This window comes from Lysobacter sp. P5_B12, from assembly GCF_056400425.1.
In genome coordinates this window covers 363,378-387,568 of the sequence record NZ_JBFULG010000001.1, presented here as the reverse complement: position 1 = coordinate 387,568, position 24,191 = coordinate 363,378, and the positions used below count along the sequence as shown (strand labels likewise).

The following is a 24,191-nucleotide window of genomic DNA, read 5'->3' as shown; positions in this document are numbered from 1 at the left end:
CTTGCGCATGAAAGGGGACATGCTGTGGCACTTGAAGCGTTGAGGCCAACCGAACGGCTTTTGGTCATGGATCTTGTCGCTGAGGCAGGACTAGATGTTAGTGACTGGGCCAATTACGCAGGCAAGCATCCGGCATCCAATCCACGGTACTGCTACGAATGGGTGTTCACCCAGGAGGGAATGCCTTCGGTCGCATGCCTGTGGTTCGACAATATCGAACGGGCGCCTGATGGCTCGGTGCGGCAGCGTTTGAACCTGTGGCAGGTCGCCAAGAAGCACGAATCATTGCCTGGGCGATCGGCTGTCGCTAAGCGTGCCAGGACTATGGATTTGGTCCTGCAGACGGCGTTTCGCAAGCAGTCACCGATCAGGGTCATCGTTGTGGACGGCGAGCAAGCCGATCTGGTGGCACAGAACGCGCAGTCGTCGAAGGTCGAGCGCAGGAGACTTGATCCCGCTGCATGGACGGTTGCGGAATACGATTGGTCAACGGGTGATTGTCTGCTGGTGCGGAATGAAGCGGTTCTCACGGGAATGGTCGGATTGCAGGGTACGGATCTTTCATCGGAAGAGCCAAAGCCGTCGTCTGCCAAACCCGTTTCGACTTACGTCACCCGGCTTGCCTATAACAGCCATCACTGGCGTAGGCCGGCCACCGCAGCGGAAGTGCAGGAAGCCGGCGACACATACCGCAACGAGAACGGCTTTGGCCACGAAGACTGGCTGTTCCGCGACGAATGGGAGCTCGACGGGTGGCGCTATGCATTCGTGCAGGGCGTGAACAACAGCCGCGCCAAGCTGCTGCGGGAGGGTAAGCCGTTCAACCTTCGCTTGTTCACCATGCCCGCGCCCAGCGACCGGCGAGCAGTAGCAGAGATTCGTGATGTGGAGTGCCTGGATAACCGGGCTGCAGAGGCTGCCATTGCCGCTTATGAAAGGCTTGGTTGGCTAGACACCATGCGTGCGGAGATCGCGGCTGCAGGCGGTCGCCCAGAAGCGCTGGACGAAACGGGCTATGCCCCGCACATCCTCAATCTGCGCTACCGCATCGACAACCTGAGCATGCTGGATGCGGACAAACCGCTTCCACCGGATGACCCGGTACATCGGCTCAAGCGCTACGGCCTGTATGGAACGGAAGGCGCCCTGGACGCGGCCGTGGATAGGGCGGGCAATCCCCTCGGTGTCACGTCGCTCGAGGTCTTCCCGCTGTCCGCGGACGACTACCGGCAGACGTTCGATCGCATCGAGATGTCGGACAACCAGCGGCGCTGGCTCGTTGCGCATTACTACTCGCCTGACGCGACGACCTCGATGCTGCAGCTGGCAAGCGCCTTGGGTTACACGGATCACAGGGCTGCAAATGGCGCGTATGGCGCCTTGGCTCGCAAAGTGGCAGACGAGCTGCCTCGAGCCCCGGATGATCTTGAAGACGGGGAGTACGTCGACTGGCTGCAGGCACTTGCGCAGATCGTCGAACGCGACGAGCTGAACCATAGCCAATGGCGGCTTCGGGAAGAAGTCGTGCAGGCGATGCTTGAGATGGGGTGGGTTGAGGCACGAGATGTAACCGACAGCGAGTTCATGGAATCGCCAACCCCAGACGAACAACGACTCGCGCGGGACTACGGACTGGACGACACGCAGATTAGGCAGATGATGCTCAGCCGGCGTGGCCAAGGGCGCTTCCGGAACGAGACATTGCGATTCTGGGGTGGACGCTGCGCAGTAAGCGGGTTGCCGGAGATTTGCTTCCTAGTCGCTTCCCACATCAAGCCGTGGAAAGTTGCGAATCCGAATGAGCGGTTGGATGGATTCAACGGATTGCCGCTGACGCCCAACCTCGACAGGGCGTTTGATCGGGGCTACGTGTCGTTCGCAGAGGACGGTTCAATCATGATCTCCCCGGTCATGAGCGTGGAGTCGATGCAGGCACTGGGCATACGGCCCGACATGGCGTTGCGGATCCGCGACAATCGCATTGGTACGTACATGGCGTATCACCGAGAACACATTTTTGTTCAGGAGAAGGCCGCTTTTCGTACGCCTACCTGAGCCCCGCGCCCACAACGGCGACACAGCCGGCGACTGGCGGTGCTAGGACTTCGCACTCGCCAATTGGGGCAGTCAAATGCCGGATCACCCGGGCAGCTTCAAGGCGATCGATGAAGTCGTTGATGGGAGCGTAGAAGTTAGGAATCCGGGCGTTCTCTTCTTCGGTGAATACCCAGTAGTTCAACCGACGCTTGGAATACCCTGCCCGGCGAGCCTCGGCACGGTTGGCGTACTGCGCGACGAACAGGCGATACAGACTCGCCTCGGGGTGGAAGCTACGGCGAACCCAAGCGGCTACGTCCTTCTGATTGAACCGGTGGCTGGGCGATTGTTTTGCCACGAAGTGGTCGTAGGCCAGGAGCTGCCATAGGGCCGGATCCACTCCAAAGACCCAGGCATCTTCGTGGGCACGCAGGCAGGCTGATCGCACCGCCGGCGGCACGGCATCCAGGAGCTCGCTGACACGTTCGTCTGCACTGATCTGGTGTTCGCGCAGGATTTGCTTGATGCGGTCCGGCGAGGTCAGTTCGGACAGTTGGGCCAGATCGGTGGCGTGCCCTGCGCGCTTCAAACGTCGAAAATGGGCCTTGCGCCCGTCCTTGTCCTTGGCTTTTTGAGCCTCGCGTTCCCGACGTGCCTGCGCCGCCTTGGCCAGCTGTTCTTGCTGCTGCGCGATCTCTCCGTTGCGCACGGCAACCTGCTCGTCCAGCTCCCGCTTTGAAGCCTGCCAATCCGCGACTGCCTCGGGACACGATATCCAGCTGCGATTTGCAGGATCGAAGAGCACCGCCTGCTCAAAAGCGCTCTGGTCGTGGGGAATGTTCCGGTGCAACTGAGACAGGTCGATTTCGACCATCCTCCGAGCCTGCGCCTGGACCCGAGCCGCCTTGCGGTCGTCGACAGCGTGAGTGACACGGATCTCTATCAGCAGCTCGCCCGCCTCATCTTTGGCATAGACGTCAGGCTGGTAGGCGCCCAAAGTCCGCTCAACCTCGATGTCGCGCAGTCCGACCCGGCGCATGGGACGATCGATCTGCCGCCCCCAATGAAGTTGCCCCTCCTCGTCCCGCGCATGCGGCGGATTGGGCATGACGATCGGGTCTCCGATCCAAGCCGGGATAACCAGCTCCTGGCGCACGGCGATCAGCTGCTTGGCCCGGAGGTGGATGCCGGTTTCGCGGCCGGTCTGGCAGCCGGTGTCGGTCAAGTGGGCGAAGTGGGGCCGCTTGCGCCGACTCTCCTGGGCTTTAGCAGCCAACGGGGCATGGCATCCCGGGCAGATGCAGCCGCAGGCCTTTCCTTTGGCCACTTCCCCGGGAGCCCAGACCCGATTGTCCCTCAGCCCAAATGGGACGCGGAATCCGCCGCGCCGCGCCAACGGACTGCCAGACGGATTGCGAAGTGTGAAGGGCTCTGGGATGGTGTCCATGGTGCTTTCCTTGATCGGAGGGAAAGCAAAAATTCGCGGTAAGCAATGGACACAAACAGCTCCAAACCCGCCCAAACCAGTAATTCGCAGGTTGACTCCTTGCAGCTGGCGCTTGAATGGCTGGACCGGGAGGGTGGCGAGCAGCGCAACGCACGGGTGCTCAGGGAGCTGATTGAGGCGACCGTCACCGCCCTGTCGCGCGGCGATGCGCCGCCCGAAAAGGACACCACTACCCTCCGGGATCTATTGCAGCGGCTTGATGGGAACAAGGGCGCGGCGTGGTCGAAGCCGGTCCGGGCAAAGGAACTGGCCAACTGGTGGGATGCGCGAGCAGAACAACTGCGCCAGACCTGCAGCGTGCATGGATGCGGCTGGACGCCAAGGCTTGTGGTCAAGATTGGCGGCGGGCGTGGCCTCCCCTCACGACTGTCGTTCGAGTTCTATCCGACCGACGACAATGAATCAGAAGCCGGCACGACGGCGTCGGAAGCCACCCCGACCTTGGTGCGGTATCAGATGGATCCCGCCAAGCCGGCGCTTTGGCTACGCCTACTGGTCGGCAGTCGACCCTTTCCCGTGCAGTCCTGGCGCGGCTACTTGTTGTTGGGGACTGCGGTATTGGACATGAGTCTGATCGTACTCATCTGGTTGGGGACCTACGCTTCGTGGACACGGGACCAGCCAATCACCACGGCGGTGCTTGCCCAACTGGGCGTCGCGCTTCTGGTGACTGCAGGGTTGTGGTGGTTTTCGAAACCGGTCCGGCAGCTCCCAACCCAGCGGGTCACGATTGCCGGCCCTTCCTTCCTAGCGCTGAGCGAGTTGCATGGTCAGCTCCGAACGATGCCAGCGCCGGGTCGGCAACTGAAGTCGCGTGAGTTCGCCGTGGTCCGCCATTGGGGCATCTGTCCGATCTGCTCGGCGGAAGTGGACTTAGACTCGGGAGGCAATGCGTTCCCTGATCGCTTAATCGGCCGTTGCAATGACGCTCCGCTGGAGCACGTTTTCTCGTTCGACCCTGTGCGCCTGGTGGGCGAACCCCTGAGGCGCGGCACTGGCTCCGAGCCGCGCGACACCACGGAAACATAAAAAGCGAATCGTGGGACGCTCCCGCCAGCCCGCATGATTGCGGGCTGGCGGGTTATGTCATTGCCCTACTTTTTCCTTACGCCTGGCGTGCGCGTGTCGCAGATACACACCCAAACCGAACACGGCGAAGCCGTAGACGACGACACCACCGACCACCTTCAGCATTGCTGCCTCCTATTCCGCCATTCCCAAAGATAAAACCCGGCCAGTGCCGGGAGTTATGTCGTGTGCATCGATTGTTACTCAGGCGACCAGCGCCATAGCCTCATCCCAGGCCCGCTGCTTGAGCTGAGCTCCTTGTCCGAACCAGGCCGCGTCTCGACGGTGATCGTCGCTTCGCGCGCGACGATGGTGATCGACGTACTCCGTGACGCTGTTGAGCAACCCCCACGCCGTGCCGCGGCTGGAAGCCATTAGCGCGCCACGACCGCCGCCCTCATACAGCGAACGGACAGCGGTCAGCGCCTGTTCGTTGACCACCGTGGCCTTGTTGTCCTGCGCCTGGTAAGTCAACACGCGGCGCAGCAGAGCTTCCACCGAATCCGGATCGACCGGACGCTCCACCAACGACTTCACGCGTGTCACGAAGCCATCCCAGGCGGACACCGTTATGCCCAGCTGGCGCTTGACGGCATCGGGGTCGAACTGACTGCGGTGCGGCACCTTGATGGCACTGCTGGCGTTACCCAGGGCGATGGCGAGGGTGTTGTTGCAGACCACTCGCACCGAGGTGAACTGCGCCGTGGTCGCCAGCGTGCCGTCGCAAGCGGTCGCAAGCAGCAGATAGCCATCCACCTTGTCCCGGCCCTTCAGGCTTGCGCTCTGACCGGTCCGAGCCAGCGCCCAGAACTTGCGGCCTTCGCGCAGCACGCCGGCCGTTTCCAGTTCGAAACCGTTGCAGGCTGTCAGGTCGCGGTAGAACTCCAGGATCTCGCCCGGCTGCACGACCTGAAAGCGTTTTGACACCACCGACAAAGGCGCCTTGGTATCCGAGCGGTACAGCACCTTCCGCTCGGGGAACGAATTGATGACACCGATGTTGTTGCTGCCTGTGACGTAGCGGACTTCCGCATCGTCGATCTGCCAGTCCATGCCCGCCTGCTTCTTCCACACCTCAATGGGCTGCTGTGGTGCCAGCGGGTTGCCCAAACCATGCCACGGGCGGTCGCCGGTGTATGCCATCGTTTCGACCAGATGCATTTCGTTTCCTCATTTTGGCGGCATAAACGCACAAGGCCCGGACGAATGCCGGGCCTTATGTGGGATGCCAGAAGTGGGTTGGGTCAGGGGTCGCAGGGGCCGCATTTCGTGCATTTGACAATGCCGACCAGAACAGCGGCGGCCACAACCAGAACGCAGTAGATCGCGTCGAACTTGTCTCTCGTCACATCAGATCACCCGGTTTGGACACATCGAGCGGTGCGTCATGGCGCGAAGCGGTAGTCCACCGGCTTCGACTGAGTGATATAGGTTCAAAATTCCTTTCAATCTATCTTGATACTGCGAGCGCACTCTGGTTTGTTTAGGCTAATGGCCGTATCAGCTTCATCGGAGCAGCGACGCGACGACGCGCACGGGAGGGCCGTTGCCGCTTCGCGCTGGGCCACGTGCGAAGAACCGCCGCCAATATCGAAACGCCTTGGGCATCAAAGCCCTCCTGCGCGTTCCTGGTCGCAGGCACTCCCAATCACGCTTTCGCCTGAGCGAATGCCGGTGGCGCGACGTTTCGTTCGTGGCAGAAGTATCATCGCCTCAACGATCGATCAGATGACGCATCTCGATGGAAACGCTTTGCTACTGCTGTGACAAGCCTGCCGTCGGTCAAGGTGATCACGTTCCGCCGCGCGCTCTATTTACATCAGGCACTTTTGCCTTTAAAGCGCCGATCATTGTTCCTTCGTGCATCGAGCACAATGAGAACAAATCGATGGCGGACGAGTATCTGAAGCTTGTCCTGACGTCATCAGCAGCAGCTGTGCCCGACGACGTCAGAGGCGGCACAGTGAGGTCCGTCCTAAGGCACGTGAAGAACCCGCACACTTCCCTTGATCGCTTTGGCATGGAGCGAACCGAAGAAGGCATTCGGATTGGAGCTGCCGCCCCACTCGATTCGGAGCTCCTCGACGATGCTTTGGGCAAGGTGGCACGTGGCATCTACTACCACCATCACCGCGGGCTGAAAAAGCTCATTGGGAAGGTCGTCGTCTTACCGATCTTCCTTGGCATCGAACCAGATGCGCCCGCCGATGTCCGCGCCCAGCTTGAGAGCCTTGCGGACTCGACGGCAGAGAATCTGAAAATTATTCCCGTCCAGGGCGAGCATCAGGACGTTTTTGGTTACCAAGTGATTGACTGCTCCGAGTTCGTGACCGTCAACATGGTCTTCTACGGGACGAAGATTGCATCGGTGATCCAGCCGCGCCTCGGTTGACTTCAAAGTGCGCTCAATGGTCATCTGACAGGAAGGTGGTAGGAGCGTCCCATGTTGTCGGTCGCCGGCAGCAGATCAGAGACGAACGTGTTGCCTCCACCGTTAGGGTTTGGCGACGACGACGCACGCCAATCCAAGTCGGGGTTTCGAGGCGTTTACGTGCGTACACAGAGGACATGATTTCGATGGTCAGACTTCGGCGCCTACACGATTGGAGTTCACGTCGACGTCGATCAAGTTTGCAGGCGTTATGCGCTCCACCAAGTGAAGATGGGCCATCTCCGCATGTCCGCTTTGGGTCGGAAGCGGACACCAGGCAGGTGGGTCGCGTTGGTTCGGTGTTTGACGGGACTTGATCAGCGCGCGCGTCCCTGGGCGTCTCCCAAGACAATTCGGGTGGCCGACTTTGTCAAAACGGTAGCCCATCGACTGCATTTCGTTGGCAATCAGAACGCCGCAAAACCCAACGGTCGCAATTCGGCTTGACGCCTCAACTTCCTGCGGGCGGCGCGCGCGGACGTACAGGTAGCGCGGGCTGTCCAAGCCGATTGTCCTCCACTAGCCGCGCACGGCCGCGTAGTCATCGTCGCAGATTGTTCTGGTGCGGCCCTCGAGATGCAGCGAGTAGCCGGTACGCGTAAATGCACTCCATAAGTCGCTGGCACGGATGCGCAGATATCATCGAACTGGAGGTCGACAAGCTTGGTCCCACCCGTGTCGTTTAACTTAGATGGAGGCTGTGCCCTTGAAACTACTAGACGTTTTCACGGCTCACTATAGCGCTGTCGATGCGATCAACAGCCTGCGTTGTTTCTATTGCACCAGCTGGGATGGAATCGACCGCTCCGACGAGGTAGGTGCCATCTACCAATACATCACCGGCAAGGGCGTCGGTCTTGACTACCTGAACACTCATGTGGCCTCGAAAGTGGGCTCGCCCCTCTTCGACGTGAAGTTTGCAGGTGTTTTTTGTCACAAGAAGCCGATCATCTATAGAACTGCAGCAGCAATGAAGGCCAACCCGTCAAGACCACTGAGGTGCGAGCTTGGCGACCTTCTAGTTTCATTCCTACTCCTCGATAGCGAGGATCAGCTGCACTACTATGCAAGTTCACTGTTCCAAGCGAAGGTCAAGGACAGGATTGACAACAAGACTCAGCAGCACCTCTATGACGATGATCCTTCGTTCGAATTGCCGAAGAACCTAGGCGGCGCTGAAAGGGAGTTTCCAAAGCCGACGGCAGAAAGATCGAGAGCACTGCGCTATTTACTGATGGGTAAGCATCGAGACAGCTGTCATATCGACGCTCGCTGCAGCCCTTGGGCGCCCACACAGTCGACTGCTTGGGGTGACTTCATGCACTTTCTGGTGCAAGGCATTGACGGCCTCCAGGCCATACCGCGGAGCACAGGATCCGAGTGGGACCTAATCAACCACGATGTGCTGACAATGGCGAGCAAGGTGCCCCCCAAGAAACCACGACGAGGCTCCGACGCCGCCGTGCAGCTTGCTACGGGGTCCTTCAACAATTTCAAAGTTCGCGATCACTGGTATGAGTCTTCGGAGGCTGAAGGCATTCCGACCATCATGGTCATTGCCGCGGCCAAGGAGCGTTGGCCACTGCAAACCTGATAGACCTCGCACACTCGGGCCGGTCACTACAGGCAAGTGGATACGGGACCGGTAGCGATGTCCGCTATCGGCCAGAAGCGGACGTGGCAAGGCTAATGGGTTGTCCGTGGTTAGGTCGCCGGCATAACGCAAACCCTCGCCTATATTCTGGGCTCCACCTACTCGCTGTCGCCGGACGCTTCAGCTTGCACCCACCAGGTCTCCAGTGTCTTGGCGTCAGCGCGCTCGGACTCCTCGTGGCGCTTCGAGCTCTTCCACTCCTGGTCCCACCAGTAGCACTGGGTGTGCGAATAGCGACCGACCAGCTCCTGGCGGTGCGTGGCGCCGCTCCAGACATCCTTCTCACCGCTGATGACCCATAGGGCTTCGAGCCCCTCGCGTTGCAGCATCTCGAAGAAAGCGGCGCGATCCACCAGGGCCGCCGCAGGACCCGGCTGTTCCACGGACGGGTCGAAGAACGCCATGTGCCCGGCTTGGTCCACGAAGCAAGGACGTCGGCCGCTCACCATCCGCAAGCCAAGGGTCTGGGCGAGCCAGGGGGCCGGTAGCTCCAATCCGACCGTGCGATCAATTGATTGGTCAAAGCCACTGGCTTCGCATCGGTACTCGACCGTCGTGGGCTTGGCCGACGCCGGACCGGCGTGACGCGGACCGCGGCTGGACCACGAGGCTTCGTCGGCCAGGTCGGGATGCCAAGGGAACTCGCCGAGGTAGATGTCGTGCCCTAGGTGGAGGCGCTCGAAGCTGTCCACATCGACCATGGTCTTCCGCGTGAAGGCCCTCTGGAGCTCGGCAAAATCGTTCTTGGGCACGACGACGCAGCGCACGCGGTACCACGTTCGCCTTTGCGATTCGCGCTCGCCGCGGACCAGCCCCTTGCCCGAGCGCTCGGCGAACAACGACAGCACGAGCCACTTCTTTCCGGAGTTCGGCTCCGTGACGTCGATCAGGTGCGACCCCGTCAGCACGTCCTGCGGTGAGTCCAGCCATCCCAGACGTGCTGGGAGCGAAGCCGCGCGCAGCTGCGAAGTGACCGGGCTCCACCAGGTCGAAGGCCACTGGCGCCAATCGTCGTAGTGCGTGCGAGTGAGAAGCAACGATGGATCGATGTCGCGGACATCCACCTGGCGCGCCCGCTCATACAATACGGGGAGGACTTGGTTTCGGCCGCGGAATGGACCGATGAACGCGAGGTTGTCGGCCATCCGCGCCAACAGCTCTCGAAACGCGATCCATTGATACTTTTTCCCGAACCGCTCGATCCGGTGTTCCCGGCGACCATACTCAACGAAGGTTCGCTCGAAGTCGGCGAACAGCTCCGAGGTCCAACCAAGGTCGTGAGCGCGCTTGCACACCCAGCGACGTGCCCAGCTGGTATCGAAGGTCGCCAGCTGGCCGTCCATCCACCTATTCCCCCGCCCGAAACGCACGAAGGACAGTCCCTGGACCCGAAAGGCTTCCCATGCCACCCCATGGAGCGTCGAGCGAAACGCCTGCAGGGCGGCCTTCCATGCATCCATCTCGGGGCTCTTCTGGTACGCACCCTGCCCTTGGACCGCATCAGCGGCCGCCAGAACCGCATCAAAGGCCGCGCGCTGTGCGGCCGTGGCATCCCGGAGAAATCTAGCTTCCCACGCGCCGTACTGGTCTGCGGCGGTCGGCAGCCGCGGAGCCCTGATGGGGGCGGGGCTCCAGTCGTCGACCCGGCGGTCCATGATGTACCGCGCGAAGTCACCATCGTTGATCGTCGAACTCACGATGCTGTCGCTGAACGGACCGTGCTTGCCCTCCTCCACGTAGGTCTCAATGAGCTCGTCGGGCACGAATTCGATGGGCCATGCACTCGTGTACGGCGGGCGGCGGGCGTCGAGCTCGAGGCCCGGCGGAAGCATCGATCGGCTCGCCGCATACTCCAGAATGCCCAAGGCATGGTCGCGTGCAAGGATGTCTTCCAGGACGGGTGAGCGCGCGAAAACCAGTCGATCCACCGTTCCTGCCAGATCCGCCAGATGCTTGCCCCGGCCTTGCAGGGCCGCGCCATAACAAGCTGCAAGCAGGCGCTCGATCACATAGGGATCGTCGACGTCCCGGAAACGGGTGAGCAGCTCGGCCGCGAGGTCCAGACGATCTGCGAGCAGCGCCGCCAGGCCCTTCGTCGCCCGATCGCGCACCGTCCGGTGCGGCGTCGTGAGAAACCATGTGAGCAGCGTCGCCGCGAGCTCGGCGCGCTCAGGCTCGATGCGGTGTTCTGCAGCCGTCAGCGCCCAAGAGATCAAGGTCTTTATTTCGCCCTCGAAGCCGCGAGCAGCGAGCGAGACAGACCACGTGGAATCGCGCTGCGGAAGGGTCTGCGCACGTAACTTTTGATCGACGAACCGCGCATTGTAGGCGTTGTCGGGCTCGGTGCCGATCGAGAGGAGGATGTCGTCGACGACCTCGTCGGACCAGTGTTGAACCAGCAGCTCGTAAGTCCGGTCGGAGAAGACCGTCTGGACTCGCCACAAGAGGCTGTCGCGAAACCCAGCGACGACCGTAGAGTCATACCGTGGCGCCAGTTCGATCAGCTCGACGCCCGTGCGCTCCGGGAGCAGAACGGAAAGCGCCTCGACGACACCGGCGCGCAGGTAGTTCTCGTCGCCGAACGCCATCGCCCCCAACGGCATCTCCGGGGCAAAGGATGCGAGTGGATCGGAGTTATCGAGCCAGCGGTCGAGGGCGCGCTCGGCGATCGCGTAATCGCTATAGCGCTCAAAGGTGAACCGGACGTGCTCGACCGATCGTCCCGCGTCGTCGTCGACGGGCTCGACGGAAAGCAGTCCTTCCAAGGCCAGTTGGGACAGCAGGCTGTCGGCAAGGCGTCCGCCAGAGGGGCGTACGTCCTCCAACACCCGATAGGCCACGGCCTTGTCCACGTAGCTGACGCCGGTCTCAACGAGCACATCGACGAAGGCGGCGATCGCCCTCGGGATGAGCTCGGCGTGGGGGTCGAGCCCCAAGCGCCGGTTGATCAGAGTTGCCACGGCGTCGAAATAGAACTTGAAGATCGCCGTGACCCCGCGCAAGCCACGGGGGAAGACCCGCACGCCCTGCTTTTCCAGCAGGTCACAACAGGTCTTGAGGAAAAGTGGATTGTTGAATTCGGGCAGAAGGCTGGGCACACCCGGTCGAACGATCCCGCGCGCATCGAGATACGCTTGGGCGGCCGCACCGGACGGGTCGTCGCCAAAGCCTAGGTGGTCGATCACGTGGAGGGTCGAGCCGATCAGTTGCTCGGGCACCACGTGCGGGACGTACGTCGTCCGACATGAGACGACGATGGCGACGTGCGGAAATGCTTGGGCAGCAGCCAAGAATGCGGGGAGGCGCTCGTACCAGAAATGGATGCCATGGCGCTCGTTCAATGCGTCGATGCAGATGAGCGCGCGCACGCCCCGCGTTTGGGCGTCCGTGTCGAGCGCCCCGAGAAAGTGAGAGACCTCTTCCGTCGGCGGGCGATGGAGCTGACGCAGGATCTGATGCCACGGTTCGGCATCGACGAGCTGGTGTGAGGGGATCAGCAGCGCGGGGAGGCCACGCCCCACCTGATGCTGGACGACGTCTGCAAGCAGATGCGACTTCCCGCTTCCAGCGTGCCCAGTCAGCAAGACGGCCCGCTGGTTGGCAAGCCCCCAGCGACGGCCAGTTAGCGCATCCACGACCTCCTCGAGAGCGTCGAGCAGCGTGCGCAGTTGGTGGATGGCGGCTGACCGGGGATCGCCGCGAGCAGGTCCGCTCGAAGGCGGAAGCTTCAGGCTGTACACCCATCGGACTGCGGCGCGTGCCGATTCCACACAGCTTTCGGCGGCAGCACGCCATTGCCCGATGGGGAACGGTTCGTCTGCACCTGTCGGCTGGATCCGAAACGCGTCGACAGCGCGGTCGATCGCGCCCTGCAGCCGTTCCACGTGGCCCGCGTCGTCGGCGCATCCCAGGCGTTGGATCTCGCGGATGGAGGATGTCCCCGCATCACCGATGCGGACGAGCCAGCGGTCGACCTCTTCCTGCAATGACGGGTCCCTCGCCAAGGAGAGGAAGTCCCGGCGAATCGGCAGTTCGATATTCGTCTCGGGTGTGTAGCGCGATCCCAGCGTCGCGCGCGCCGCGTTGAAGCTTGTCCTGAAAAACGCGTCTGAGAACCCGGCCTCATCGAACCAGTACAAGACCCGCCCGGCCATCCGGTCCGGGTCGGAGGTCAGCTGTGAGATCAGCTGGCTCTGCCCCCAAAGGTCGATCGTCAGTGTCCGCCCGTCGGCGCGTGTACCGTCCATCCAGCGCGCACGCCAGTCGTCCCACTTTTGACGCGCACTCTTCGCACGCTTGGATCGGGCGTCGGGCAGATCGAACGGTATGCAGACGGTGTAGTGCGTCAGTCGAGGATGCGCTCGGAGCGCGGTTTCGATCGAGTCATCCAGCTGGGTGGCCAGACTGTCGCTCCAGGCGAAGACGTACTTGGCTTGCCACCCATGCTCAGACCCGTCTGCATAACGCCGCAGGCACTCCACCCCGCCGTCGCCGCCGCGCCCCTTACGGACGAACGCCGACTCCCTCGGTGCGGGCTGCACTGCGGCCAGCTGGCAGCAGACCTCTTCGAATGCAGTGTGCTGCGACCCATCCAAGGGTCGGATATGGGTGAAGCGAATAGCAGGGAGCCCCACACAAACCTCGATCGCGCGAAAAGGTTGCCCTGCCACTAGCGTACCCGTTTGTTTCGCACGCCGGGGGACGTCTGCTTTGGGTCGGAAGCAGACGTCGGTTAGGCCTCGCGCCACTTGTGGACGCAGTGATCTCGCTCTCGCTGAGGGAAGCGTCCCGAGCACTTCTTATAGACTCAATGTTTCCCCATCGACTAAGGGAACACGTCCAATGGCTCAACGGCCTATAGAAAACCGGCGACTGCCTCCTGGGCCTGGATTTTCCGCCAAGCACCCGCTTTTTCCAGCGGTGGCGCGGATCGATAAGACTCTCGGAAAGACGGGTCAGTTTATTCTCGTCAATGAACTTGCCGTCCGAGAGTTGACGGTACTAGCACAGAATTCCGGCGCCGGCACTGAGGCGCATATGAAGTCGGTTGCTTCACGGCACGGCATCAATGTTTCGCTTAGCGAGTTCAGCGAGGTGTCGGCAGAGCTTCCGCGGTGGTACGCCGTGCTGGTGTTCACAGCCGTCGACAGAATTATTCGCCAGTTGATAAAGGAAATTCGTAAGTACAAGCAGCCTCCCTCATGGGCTACCCATGGCATCAAACGGCCCCTTGGCGCGCTCGAACAATTGGCTGCTAATCAACCCTCGGGGGAAAAGCGACTAGATACGTACGTTGAATTTGAGGTTCTTCAGTATTACCGCTTGCTCAGGAATGAGATCGTCCACCCTCCCCGCAGCAGCAATCGTCCCGCCGTCGCGGCTTACGATGCATTTACCGAGACCACGCGGGCTTACCTAAAGACAAGCTACCAAACTCGTGGCGCTCCAAATTCCCCAGACGCAGTTGCATTTGACGACTTCTTTCTTCATGCGCGTGCGGCGCGTGAATTTGCGATGGTTATTAGCGACGCTTATCAGCTCACAGTCGAGGAGATTCTAAACATCGACGGGAAAAGCGAAGCGCTGGTGCGAAAGGCAAGGAACGCAGGCGGTGGACGGGAGCATAACTTCCGAAACTTCTTTTACGACCACTACTTCAAGCGGTACCAGCGATGGAACGACGCGGCTGCGATTGCGCACGCCAACCGTTTTGCGGATCAAGCGCTCCGTGTACTGCGTTAGATGCGCGACCGCAGTAGTACGTGCGTAGGCTATTCGACCCCACGCGCGCTGCGCGGAGTCCGCTGTCGGTCAGAAGCGGACATTGAATCAGGTCCGTCACTATCGCTTCGCAAGCGCTCGGGAATCATTGTCAGGTGGACTTCGCCTACCGTATCGCGAGTTTTCTTCGAACCATCGCAAGCGCTTGTCTTCAGGAGAATGCTCAATGAAGGCACGTTGCGGCTTGAATCCCAGGTCGGCATAGCCGATGGAAGTAAAGCCCCCGAATTCCCGATCGAATTCATTCTGGGCTGCACTAGCCATGGCCGCTGCGCAGCGGCGATCGTGTCGGACCCAGCGCCCTGCTAACTCATCAGTGCTGTGCGCAACCGGTCTTGGAGGGTGAGCGCGTCCGGACGGCCCGCGGACGCCAAGGCCGCAGCAATGTCGAGCAGCGCGGCGCGTGCGTCAATGCGTTTTCGCAAGGCAGCCACATCGTTCTGCAAGATCGTGAGTATCAGGTCGACGAGCGCGTCGCCGCTGCCGCTGCGGTGAAACCCAATGGCGGCATTCGGGGCTTCAAGTGCGGCTTTGATCCACAGCAGGCCGTCAGATCGGAGCGGGGCACCGAAGGGCGACGCCAGAAAGTGGCACAAGCCCGCCAGATTGTCTTCGCGCTTGAGGTGGGTCTTCGCCCAGGTCGCGAGCGTCCCCCGCATCCGTAGCGCCGCCTCCGCCGGGAGCTTGTCGAGAACCCATTCGTAGCCGAACCCGAGAATCGCTCGTCGCATCTGGTCGCCGTAGAACCACAGGCGAGGCTCGTTCCAATTGGCAGCGAGTGCGTAGTCCGCCAGTGCCTGCCTGAGCGCTTCGAAGCGCTGCGGGTCCGCCCCTTTGGACAATCCCAGAAATAGCGCACGGACAAAATGTTGGACGGTGAAATGGCCGGCCGGCCCGAGTTCCAATACTTGCTGCCAAACACGCGGGTCGCCGCTCGGTTCGCTGAGCGAAAGGGCCGCGAGCCTTTCGACGACGTTGTACGCAAACTGACCGGACATGTGGATCTCGCCATCATCATCGGCGCGCTCGCGCGCGTGTTCGACTTCCAGCGCCCAAAACCGGGAGACCAAGGCCAGGTCCACCGCGTGGTTCCCGGAACCGGGTCCTCGCAACAACCAGTCGAACAGGTCATCCAGTGCTTGCGTATCCAAGCTGCCTCCGGTCAGATGATCCGGGGGCCTTCGGGACGAATCGGCCAGGTGCGCTCGCAGCTGGCGGCGATAGATGAGCCGTGCGCACCCGGCGTCGACGCGCGCGAGATCAAGCGCCTCGGGCGTGCTAGGCACGCTCAGGGATACGTCGCGTAGCCGCCGCCACCAATGCGCCCACACCCGCTCGACGGCGGCGACGTCCCCGTAGCGAGGCGCCAGCATGCTCAGCGCGGACCAAAGCACCCCGACATGCAATAGGCGCCACCAACGATCTCCAAGCGCGTCTCGATAGCGAAATGCCGTGGCTACGGTGCTTTGTGACGCTAGACGATCACCGCTGGTCAGCAGCCGGACCACGCGCTGGTTGGATTCAGGGGTCGCCTCCAAAGCCCACTGCCGCGTCAACGCCAAGGCGACAAAATCGAGTCCCGTGTGGGTGGTTGGGAATCGTCCGCTACGCAGTTCCTCGGCGGTGCTGGATAACGACGCGAGCGCAGCGTCGAAAATGGAAAACATCTTGCTCTGCGCCGACGCGTTGCGCGCCAACCACTTGGGTGCGAGCACCATGACAGTGGCTGCGATGGCGCGTTCAAAGCGCCGTTGCACCCACGGTTCTTCGTGCGGCGGCATTGCCAGCAACTCACACAGGGCGGTGGCCTGCTGGTCACTGATAGGTTGGCCAGTATCGAGCAATTGTTGACACTGGCCCGGCACCGTGAGCTGCATGCGTGCCGGTGCATGGGTTTGCTCCCACGCCTGCACTTGTTGCGCGAGCTCTACGGGAAGCACGAACACAAGTTCGCCCTGGTCATTCCGGCGGTAATTCGCCGTGTCTAGGCGCGCGGCGGTGAAGCTTTGCTCCAAGGAGGCTTTCACGTCCTCGGGGACGGTCCACTCGGTCGTCCATCCGAGGACAACGTCGGCCAAGGCTGGATGAGAAAGGATCAGCCCGATTGCAACCTCGACCAATTCGACGCAACGATGTGGCGCCAGTACCCAATGTTTCGCAAGCTCGAACAGCTGATCGCCGGACGAGACGAAATTGCCTGCGAAGTTGTGCTCGACATGCTCCACCCGAAAGCTATCCCAGGCATAGAGCTCGGGCTTCGCCAATAGGGGCGACAACGGGCCGGTGAACAGCGCCGGGCGATGCTTACCCACATTGATGAGAACACCGAGGATCGCCATGGATTGCGATTCGGACAGCAACTGGCTGACCCGAGAAGACACGTCCAGGCCCTCGTTCATCCGGGTCACCAGCCAGCGTTCGAGGCTATCGAGGGCGCAATGCAGGTTTCCCGTTGGCGCGGAGATGGTCTGCGACCAGGCCAGTACGTGCGCGTCCCCGACGAAGGTGTGGTCCGTCCCCCCCACCGGTAGGGCGACACTGGAACCACATGCGCCTTCGGTCCAGCGGTCGGTGCAAAACGCAGCCAGTTGCACCAGCGCGGCGGTGGCCTGATCAGGAGCGATCTGGAGGAAGGGCCAGAACGGACTTTTCCAGAAGATTGTGGGGAACGAATCCACTGGATAGTCCAAGCCCAAACGTTCACGGTACGGATGGCGACCGGCATCGAACTCGCGTTCGGGTTTGTCCTCTACGATGAGTGCCAGCAAAACTTCGGCGGCGATGCCCGGGGCGACGCGCATCAGCGGCTCCAGCGCACCATTCTTGAAGCAGGCCTTGCGAAAGTCCCGATCGACGGGGTGGGAGGCGCCGATCGGCCAGGGCGGCAGCTTCTGCCGCACCGGGGCGCCGACCATTCCCATTTTGCGGGCGGTTTCGTGACGTGCACGAAGCGCGGGATCGGCCGCTAAACGCTGTTCGTGCTGAGCCAGACGCTGCGCGCGAATCTTTTCGATCCGAGAGGTCGTCTCGCCATCGATCGGCTTGCGCCCGCTCAATTCCAACGCCAACGCGCATACCGCTTCAGGCCGATCAGGTGCTCCCGCAAGCGCCGCGGCATAAAAGTCCGGTTCTAGGTCGATCAGCATGTCGCCCACTCCCTTGTGGACCTGGATCGTCCGCGCCACCGCCAATGCCAGGTCGGCCAGTTCCTGTCGGAAGGGGGTCGGTTGCTTTTCGCCCACAGTGGTCGGTGTTTGCGTCAGCCAGCTGTGCGTGAATCGGGCAAGCGGGGAAGACAGCATTGCCCCGAGCTTGTCGTGCTGCGCCAGGACGAACTGCAGCATGGGTACCCAGCGCCCAATCACGATGGCGCGGCGGTGTGTCTCGGCGTAGAGCTCGAACCAGCCGGTCGACGGCTGGATGGCTTGCGCGGGCACGGTGGCGATGTGGAGAAATCGCGTGAGCAGCTTGTCGAACCGTTTAGCGTGGTCGTCGAGCAGCCAGTCCGCTCGCTCCGTCAAAAATCGGTGGGCTTCGGGATCCAGGCAGATGGCATCGAACAAGATGCCTTGCACCAGTCCTGCGTGGGGACTGTTGAGACCGAACGCCTCGTCCCACGCGGTTCCGCTACCGGCGCAGCGGCGAAGTAGGTGCTGCCCGAGTAGCCGCAGCGCATTGGTCCACAAGGGATTGGCTGCGAGCGGCGCCCACGCCTGCGGGTCGTTCGACAGTTCCTTGAGGCGTTGGAAACGCGCCCAATCCGCGGCCAAGTCGTGTTCGAATCGCAGGTGATTGGTGGCCAAATCGACCCGCAAGGGCAGGGTTGTCTGGCTCGTTTGAAACGCTTGCAGCTGTCCCGCATCGAGGGTCGAGATCGGGAAACTGAGTTCCGAGTCCGCTTCCCGTACTCCCAGCCGCATGAGCAGCGCTTGCGCTGCGAGATCGTGTTGCGTCCAAAACCGCCACAGCGCGTCCACGACGTCGATGTGGGACGCAAACGATGCTGTGGGCGTGGCCAGTCCCGCCCCCGCGCCTAGCACCCAAGCCAGCGCCTTGAGGCTGGTCAGTGCCGAGATTGTGGATTCGTGGCTCGTAAGCCACTGCAAGGTGGGCGAGGCCGCTACTGCTTCTTTTACGTCCAGGGCCGACAAAGGACCCACTTCGACCAAGCGAGTGGCATGTTTGGAAAAGGCCGTCGTCAGTAACGGCAATCCGCGCGGCTGCGTGGTCACCACTACGCGCCAAGGCACGACTCGATCCGGGGTGTCACCCACCGCAGTGCTCGACAGCGACTTGACCAAAGCCGCGAGGGCTGCGGCATCCAGGTGCTCGGCGGCGTCCAACACCAGCACATTCTCGCGCGCGTTGGTGGCGCGCAACAGTTCACGCAGCTCATGCCGCAGGCCGACCGCGCCGCGCTTTACGGCGGACGCGACGATGGCCGCGGCCTCCGGTCCCAACCAAAGATGCGCGGCGGTCGACCATTGCGCATCGAGCACGCTCTTGACCAGCGCCGACTTGCCGCTGCCCGACTCGCCGATGACGATGGACACCGCGTCGGCACGCAGGCCCTCGATCAGCTTGATCGCTTCGTCCGCGCGCGCCAGGCGATGACCATTCGGTAGCGCGGTGGCGATGCTCGCGGATTGATCGGCCGAATACCGTGACAGGACTTCCCAGTCCGATCGATAGTCCGGGTGATCACGCAGGGCAAAGGCGACGCGCAGCTGCTCCCACGCGTCGAGCACGGGAATGGTCCCGTGTTCGAGCCGCGCTTTCTTCGCCATGGACAGTAAGCGCTCCCAAAGCTCTTCGGCCTCGGACAGATCGCCGGATACCAACAGCTGACGGCACTGACCAATCGCCTCGTTCTCGCGCAGGGCATCGACCGCGTGCAGCTCGAGCGGCAACACGTCTAGGCGTTGGATCAGCTTGCGCGTCTCCTCATCCGACGCCTGCCCGCTGGGGGCCTTCGCTTGTACGCTGTCGAACAGTTGCGACTGCCTGGCGTTTTCGCGAATGCGGGCCAAGCCTAAAGCCGCATCCGGTCCCGCGCAGGCATGCTTGACCTCGCGCCACGTCGCCTCGAATTCCGTATGCCGAGCGGCCGTGACCAGCGCCAGGTGGTCATTGGACGTTGAGAGTGGATGGTCGGGATGGTGCCACTGGGCCCACGCGGACAGAACAAAGCTGGTGGGAAGCGCCGTCCCCGATACCTGGATGTTGCCCTTGCACGACAGCGCCAGCTTACGCACCGAGCCATCGTTTTGGAGACTGGTGATTAGCAGGTCATCGATCTTCCAGCCCAACGCGGCGACCTGCGCCTGAAGCGTCGAGCCTCGACCGCCAATGGCCGGCACCGGTTCGCCCATCAGCATCTTCATCAGCAGCCAGGCGCCAACGCGATCTTCGAAGTCGAACCCCGCTCCGCTGGTAACGCGGAGCGGGGGAGGGGAACGATCCGGATAGGGCTCGCTGGACATAGGCGTTCATTCTAGGGTCGCCACGGTGTCCAACGTAGTTCGTCGGGCCGGATCGGGCGGCCTACCAGCCCGTCGGTTTCGCAAAAGGCCGCAATGGCGGAGGCCGGGACATCGGAGCGGATGTCCACGCATTCGAGGCCCGAGGCCATGCGATAGCGGGAGCAGTCCAAGCGCGCAGAAATGAGACTGGTGGTGAGCGCGTGCTGGGCGATCAACCGCTGGGTGTCGCCCGAACACAGCCGCCAGGGGATGTCCAGCGCGAACAAGTAGCCGGTCGTGGGGACCACGGCGACGTCAGCGTCTAGATGCCTGGCCACCGCCCGCAACCATTCGCCGCCCGCCGCCGAGAAGGCCGGGATTGTCCCCACGGTGTCGTCGTCGTGCACCTCCAGGGCAGCACTCAGAGCCGAGAAGGTGTACACCGCGCCCGCCCGCACGTCCGGGCGAGCCTGGGCGATTGCACTCTCGAGCGCCTGCGCATGGAAGACCCCTCCGAAGCGCTCCCGCGCCGCCTGCACCAGGGCGGCTTCATCCCACGCGACGAAGCCACGTGTGGCGACGGTTTCCAGAGACGTCAACCGCGTGCCGTGGAACACGCGAATGCCGGCGAAGTGAACCCGCAGCGCAGCACGCACACTCTCAACGAGATCGCACGCGCGGCCTGTAGCGCGAGAGTTCTCTTCGAGCCAGTCGATCCAGCTTGGCTCGACCTCATCAGAGAAGCGCGCCAGAACCTCCGCCGGCACGTGGGCTTCGACCACTTGGTACACCATCGGCGACCACGCTCGCCACGCGTCGCGGTCGAAGAAGGGCAAAGAATCAGGCAGGTCTTCAGCCAAGGCGATAGTCCGTCGGCCATTTCCGATGGCCGGTAAGCTCTTCAAAGCGCGGATCTTCGAACGCAATCACGTCAATCACTTCGGACGGTTCCAAGTCGCGCGGCACGTTCAAATCGAACGACGGTGACGGCTCGGGGTGCGCGATCTGCGCACGTACCGCGTTTGACAACAACTCGGCCGCACGGCATCCGTACAAGTCGTCAACAGGCAGGGGAACGGCACATTTGACGATCGCCGGCTGGCCCAGGTCACTGAGCACGCCCGCGACGGCCGCGTCGTCTTCGAAGCCGGCGTACAGCGCTTCGCCGCCCCAGGAGCGAAAGAGACGGTAAACCGCCGAAGCGTCGCGCAGGCTCGAGCGGTTAGGGCACAGCCACACCCTATCGGTTCGATGGCCGTGGCGATTGGCCAGGTGCGCCTGGACCATGGGGCTGTCCAGGAAAAACCGGTACTGCGCCGGTGTCATGAGCCCAGCCTGTACCAGTGCTTCGAGTCGCGCCTGTACCAGGTCCGGCGACAGCGCACGCAATCCGTCGGTGCGAATCTTGAGCGCTTCCGAGGGTGTCAGGCGCGTGCAGTGATAGCCCACCAGTCGATGACCGCGCAGCAGTGCCTCGGTGCGCTCGACCAGGACGCCGTACGCCGGTCGGCACGCGTTCGCGGGCGGATCGATGCGCACCCGAAAGTCATTCCGGCCGAGACGATCGATACGCTGACGCTCGTGGTGGTAGGCCACCAGCGCGTCGCGCCCATCCTCGACTACACGACGCACGTCTTCCGGCCACGATTCCGGCAATTCGAGTTCGAAGTCTACGCGGTACAACGCCCCATACCCTCGCCGAAAAACGCTTTACCAGATTATCTCCGGAATCCCCTTCGAAGGTGCGCGCTACGACGCGGTTGATCCGTGCGCGCGTTGCGCAGACAACACCTACGGGGCGTGCATGGCAGGAAGCCTGCCACTAGACCGTTGCTTTTCACCCGGTCATCCGTTCAAGCAAATCTGGTCTCTTCGTTCTCCAACTCGTCTTCATAGCGGATCAGCAGCTCTTGAAGTACATAGGCGGAGCCGACGGCATTCATATACCGGCCGGTGATGGGAAAGCCCCTGAAAAGATGCAATGGGTCAGCAACCATTGTTCCCTTGACGATGGAACCCGCAAACGCATGCGTCTCCTGTGCAACGAAAAGTGCCAATTGCGCCGTGGCGTAGTTCAGCGCACCAAGGGATAAGAAGTGCACTTCCTCCTTATCCGTCAGTGACGGCGCAAACGCACTCATGAGCGAGGACTGGCGTCCACCGTGCGTGCTCTCGGAGAACATCTTCTTAGCTTGACGGTGCCTATCGACGAGCGACCTAGACCGTTCTACCTCGGTGCCACAGGCCAAAAGGTACTGATGCACTTTGTCGTACACCTTTCCATACCCAATGTGTCTGTTCCAGAACTCGTTCGTGTCAGGGGTCGCGGCGAAGGCATTGCATGTTTCATCGCTCAGTGCCAGCGCCATGGCGATTTCGATGTCCTCGATGAACGTGCGCGCTAAAACCCGCGCGGTCATATCCTGACCGATGGCGAGCAGGTCGCGTATCGAGATGACATCGCGTTTGAGCTTAGAAACGGTCACCGCGAAACTTACAAGGCTGCCGCTAAGCGGAAACTCGTACAGAAAGCGCTCGAACTGCACGAAAAATTGAATGCTCTCGTCCAGCAGGACGAACCAAGGCTGCAGATGCGCATCAATGCGTTGGGCTAAGCGTTCGCGTGTGGCCTGGAGCTCCGCTGCGACATTTATGCGCCCGCAGTCCGCCGGCGCTATGGCGGCAAGCTGCAATCGGCTCGCCTGTTCGACCAGACCTTGCACAACAGATGACTCGATTCTCATTGCGATGGGCCCCTATCCCGCTCGCCGAATGGGAATAACGTTCTTCGACTCTTCTCGCAGTTGATCAAGATAGTCGGCCCACGCCTGCATCATCTTCTTACGCTCCACCAAATGTGCAGTCCGGTTGTACGCGCGCCCTAGCGGATCTCGTACTGCATGCGCCAGCTGATGCTCGATAAAGTCCGGCCGGAAGCCCAACACTTCGTCCATGACTGTCCGCGCCATCGCCCGGAAGCCATGTCCCGTGATGACGTCACCGCTGAAGCCCAAGTATCGCAACGCAGCATTGATGGTGTTCTCGCTCATCGGCCGCTTCGCACTTCTGACACCCGGAAAAACGAACTCGCTGCGACGGGTTATAGGCAGCAACTCTTCCAGGATCTCTTTCGCCTGAGACGAAAGAGGAACGATGTGCGGCGTTCCGGTCTTGCTGGCAATGAAGCGCCACTCCGACGCGCGGAGATCAATATCGGCCCATCGCGCCTTTCGCAGTTCCCCTGGGCGCACGAAGAGCATCGGCGCCAACTTCAAAGCCGCCAAGGTCACGGGAGACCCGCGGTAGGCGTACATGGCTCGGAGCAGGTCACCGATCTTTGCAGGGTCGGTCACGCTAGCGAAGTGCTTGGTCTGTGGCTGCTCCAGCGCCCCCGCTAGGTCGCCTGCCGGGTTGGCCTGCGCTCGCCCCGTAGCTATGGCATACCGGAACACACGCCCGGCAAACGATCGAGCCCGATGGGCCGTCTCGACTACGCCCCGCTTCTCCAGCTTCCGCAACGACGCCAGTAAAAGCGGCGCGGTCACGTCGGTGATCGGCATTCCGCTGACCGCCGCCATGTCCTTCTCAATCAGCCGGCGCTCGCGCTTTACCGAACCGGAGCTCAACCCTTCCTTTGCGCGCTTGGCCAACAGTTCGGCCGCGATCGCGCCGAACGTCGTCGCCGCCTGCTCGATCTTCGCAGCCCGCTCGATCCTGGCCGCGTTCGCGGGACTGCCCCCACCCCTCACCAGGGCACGAAGGCGATCGCGCTCGACACGAGCCTCTGCCAAGCCCATGACCGGGTACTCCGCCATCGTGATGATGCTGGGCTTGCCCGCATGTCGATATCGATATCGCCAGACCTTCGCGCCACTGGGGCGCACCTCGATGCACAGGCCGTTGGTGTCTGCGATTCGGTAGGCACATTCGCGCGGCTTGAGTGTGCGCAATTTGGTGTCGGTGAGCATGTGTGAGTCAGCCGTTTGTGAGTCAGCGACCCCATGGCCGACCCTCTGACTCACAGCGTGACTCACTTTTATGCCGGATTCAATCGAACAACTCAGGACAGGCGCGCACAAAAAACCCCGCAATTTGCAGGGTTAATGGTCGCTACTTGGACTTGCTTGGATGACTTCGGACATCTATGTGGTGGGCCCACCAGGACTCGAACCTGGAACCAAAGGATTATGAGTCCTCTGCTCTAACCATTGAGCTACAGGCCCGTCGCGAGCGCATCTTACAGAAGCTGGT

At 61.9% G+C, this 24,191-nt stretch carries 14 protein-coding genes and 1 tRNA gene; 5 read left to right on the top strand and 10 right to left on the bottom strand.

Annotation, left to right across the window (positions count from 1 at the left end; translation table 11 throughout):
- Positions 1–66: 66 nt before the first annotated feature.
- Positions 67–2,055 (top strand): HNH endonuclease, encoded by a 1,989-nt coding sequence (locus tag AC1DOM_RS01735; RefSeq protein ID WP_498959607.1) that lies wholly within the window; start codon positions 67–69, stop codon positions 2,053–2,055.
- On the opposite strand, the gene AC1DOM_RS01730 is transcribed toward AC1DOM_RS01735, so the two are convergent.
- Positions 2,048–3,262, bottom strand: a complete 1,215-nt coding sequence (locus AC1DOM_RS01730) for a hypothetical protein (RefSeq protein WP_498959605.1) — start codon at positions 3,260–3,262, stop codon at positions 2,048–2,050. The two genes, AC1DOM_RS01735 and AC1DOM_RS01730, sit on opposite strands and share 8 nt — an antisense overlap.
- A 267-nt stretch (positions 3,263–3,529) precedes the next feature.
- Between AC1DOM_RS01730 and AC1DOM_RS01725 the strand changes: the two genes are divergently transcribed.
- Positions 3,530–4,573, top strand: a complete 1,044-nt coding sequence (locus AC1DOM_RS01725) for a hypothetical protein (protein ID WP_498959603.1) — start codon at positions 3,530–3,532, stop codon at positions 4,571–4,573.
- 243 nt (positions 4,574–4,816) lie between these two features.
- Here AC1DOM_RS01725 and AC1DOM_RS01720 read toward each other — a convergent pair whose 3' ends face one another.
- Positions 4,817–5,773, bottom strand: coding sequence for a DUF932 domain-containing protein (locus AC1DOM_RS01720; protein ID WP_498959601.1), 957 nt, complete (start codon positions 5,771–5,773; stop codon positions 4,817–4,819).
- Positions 5,774–6,353: 580 nt separating this feature from the next.
- On the opposite strand from AC1DOM_RS01720, the gene AC1DOM_RS01715 reads away from it, so the two are divergent.
- Positions 6,354–7,004, top strand: a complete 651-nt coding sequence (locus AC1DOM_RS01715) for a hypothetical protein (RefSeq protein WP_498959599.1) — start codon at positions 6,354–6,356, stop codon at positions 7,002–7,004.
- A 189-nt stretch (positions 7,005–7,193) separates the two neighbouring features.
- Here AC1DOM_RS01715 and AC1DOM_RS01710 read toward each other — a convergent pair whose 3' ends face one another.
- Positions 7,194–7,547 carry a hypothetical protein gene (locus tag AC1DOM_RS01710; protein WP_498959597.1) on the bottom strand — a complete coding sequence of 118 codons (354 nt, stop codon included), beginning with the start codon at positions 7,545–7,547 and terminating at the stop codon, positions 7,194–7,196.
- Between the two features lie 202 nt (positions 7,548–7,749).
- Here AC1DOM_RS01710 and AC1DOM_RS01705 point away from each other — a divergent pair, with 202 nt between their 5' ends.
- On the top strand, positions 7,750–8,637 hold the full coding sequence (locus tag AC1DOM_RS01705) for a hypothetical protein (protein ID WP_498959595.1): 888 nt from the start codon (positions 7,750–7,752) through the stop codon (positions 8,635–8,637).
- Positions 8,638–8,795: 158 nt separating this feature from the next.
- Here the strand turns inward: AC1DOM_RS01705 and AC1DOM_RS01700 are convergent, their stop codons facing one another.
- Positions 8,796–13,292 carry an NACHT domain-containing protein gene (locus AC1DOM_RS01700; protein WP_498959593.1) on the bottom strand — a complete coding sequence of 1,499 codons (4,497 nt, stop codon included), beginning with the start codon at positions 13,290–13,292 and terminating at the stop codon, positions 8,796–8,798.
- A gap of 325 nt (positions 13,293–13,617) precedes the next feature.
- Here AC1DOM_RS01700 and AC1DOM_RS01695 point away from each other — a divergent pair, with 325 nt between their 5' ends.
- A complete protein-coding gene (locus AC1DOM_RS01695) occupies positions 13,618–14,439 on the top strand; it encodes a hypothetical protein (protein WP_498959591.1) in 822 nt (273 codons plus the stop codon).
- Positions 14,440–14,783: 344 nt separating this feature from the next.
- On the opposite strand, the gene AC1DOM_RS01690 is transcribed toward AC1DOM_RS01695, so the two are convergent.
- The 6 genes from AC1DOM_RS01690 to AC1DOM_RS01665 form a co-directional block, all read right to left on the bottom strand.
- Complete coding sequence (locus tag AC1DOM_RS01690) at positions 14,784–19,961, bottom strand: hypothetical protein (RefSeq protein WP_498959589.1); 5,178 nt, start codon at positions 19,959–19,961, stop codon at positions 14,784–14,786.
- Positions 19,962–19,972: 11 nt separating this feature from the next.
- Positions 19,973–20,800 carry a hypothetical protein gene (locus AC1DOM_RS01685; RefSeq protein WP_498959587.1) on the bottom strand — a complete coding sequence of 276 codons (828 nt, stop codon included), beginning with the start codon at positions 20,798–20,800 and terminating at the stop codon, positions 19,973–19,975.
- On the bottom strand, positions 20,793–21,623 hold the full coding sequence (locus AC1DOM_RS01680; RefSeq protein ID WP_498959585.1) for a hypothetical protein: 831 nt from the start codon (positions 21,621–21,623) through the stop codon (positions 20,793–20,795). Before AC1DOM_RS01680 ends, AC1DOM_RS01685 begins: the two co-directional genes overlap by 8 nt.
- Before the next feature lie 170 nt (positions 21,624–21,793).
- The gene (locus AC1DOM_RS01675) at positions 21,794–22,663 is read right to left on the bottom strand and encodes a hypothetical protein (RefSeq protein WP_498959583.1); all 870 of its coding nucleotides are present in this window, start codon (positions 22,661–22,663) and stop codon (positions 21,794–21,796) included.
- Between the two features lie 33 nt (positions 22,664–22,696).
- Positions 22,697–23,908 carry a tyrosine-type recombinase/integrase gene (locus tag AC1DOM_RS01670; protein WP_498959581.1) on the bottom strand — a complete coding sequence of 404 codons (1,212 nt, stop codon included), beginning with the start codon at positions 23,906–23,908 and terminating at the stop codon, positions 22,697–22,699.
- Between the two features lie 179 nt (positions 23,909–24,087).
- Positions 24,088–24,163: transfer RNA gene (locus AC1DOM_RS01665), tRNA-Ile, on the bottom strand.
- Positions 24,164–24,191: the final 28 nt, after the last annotated feature.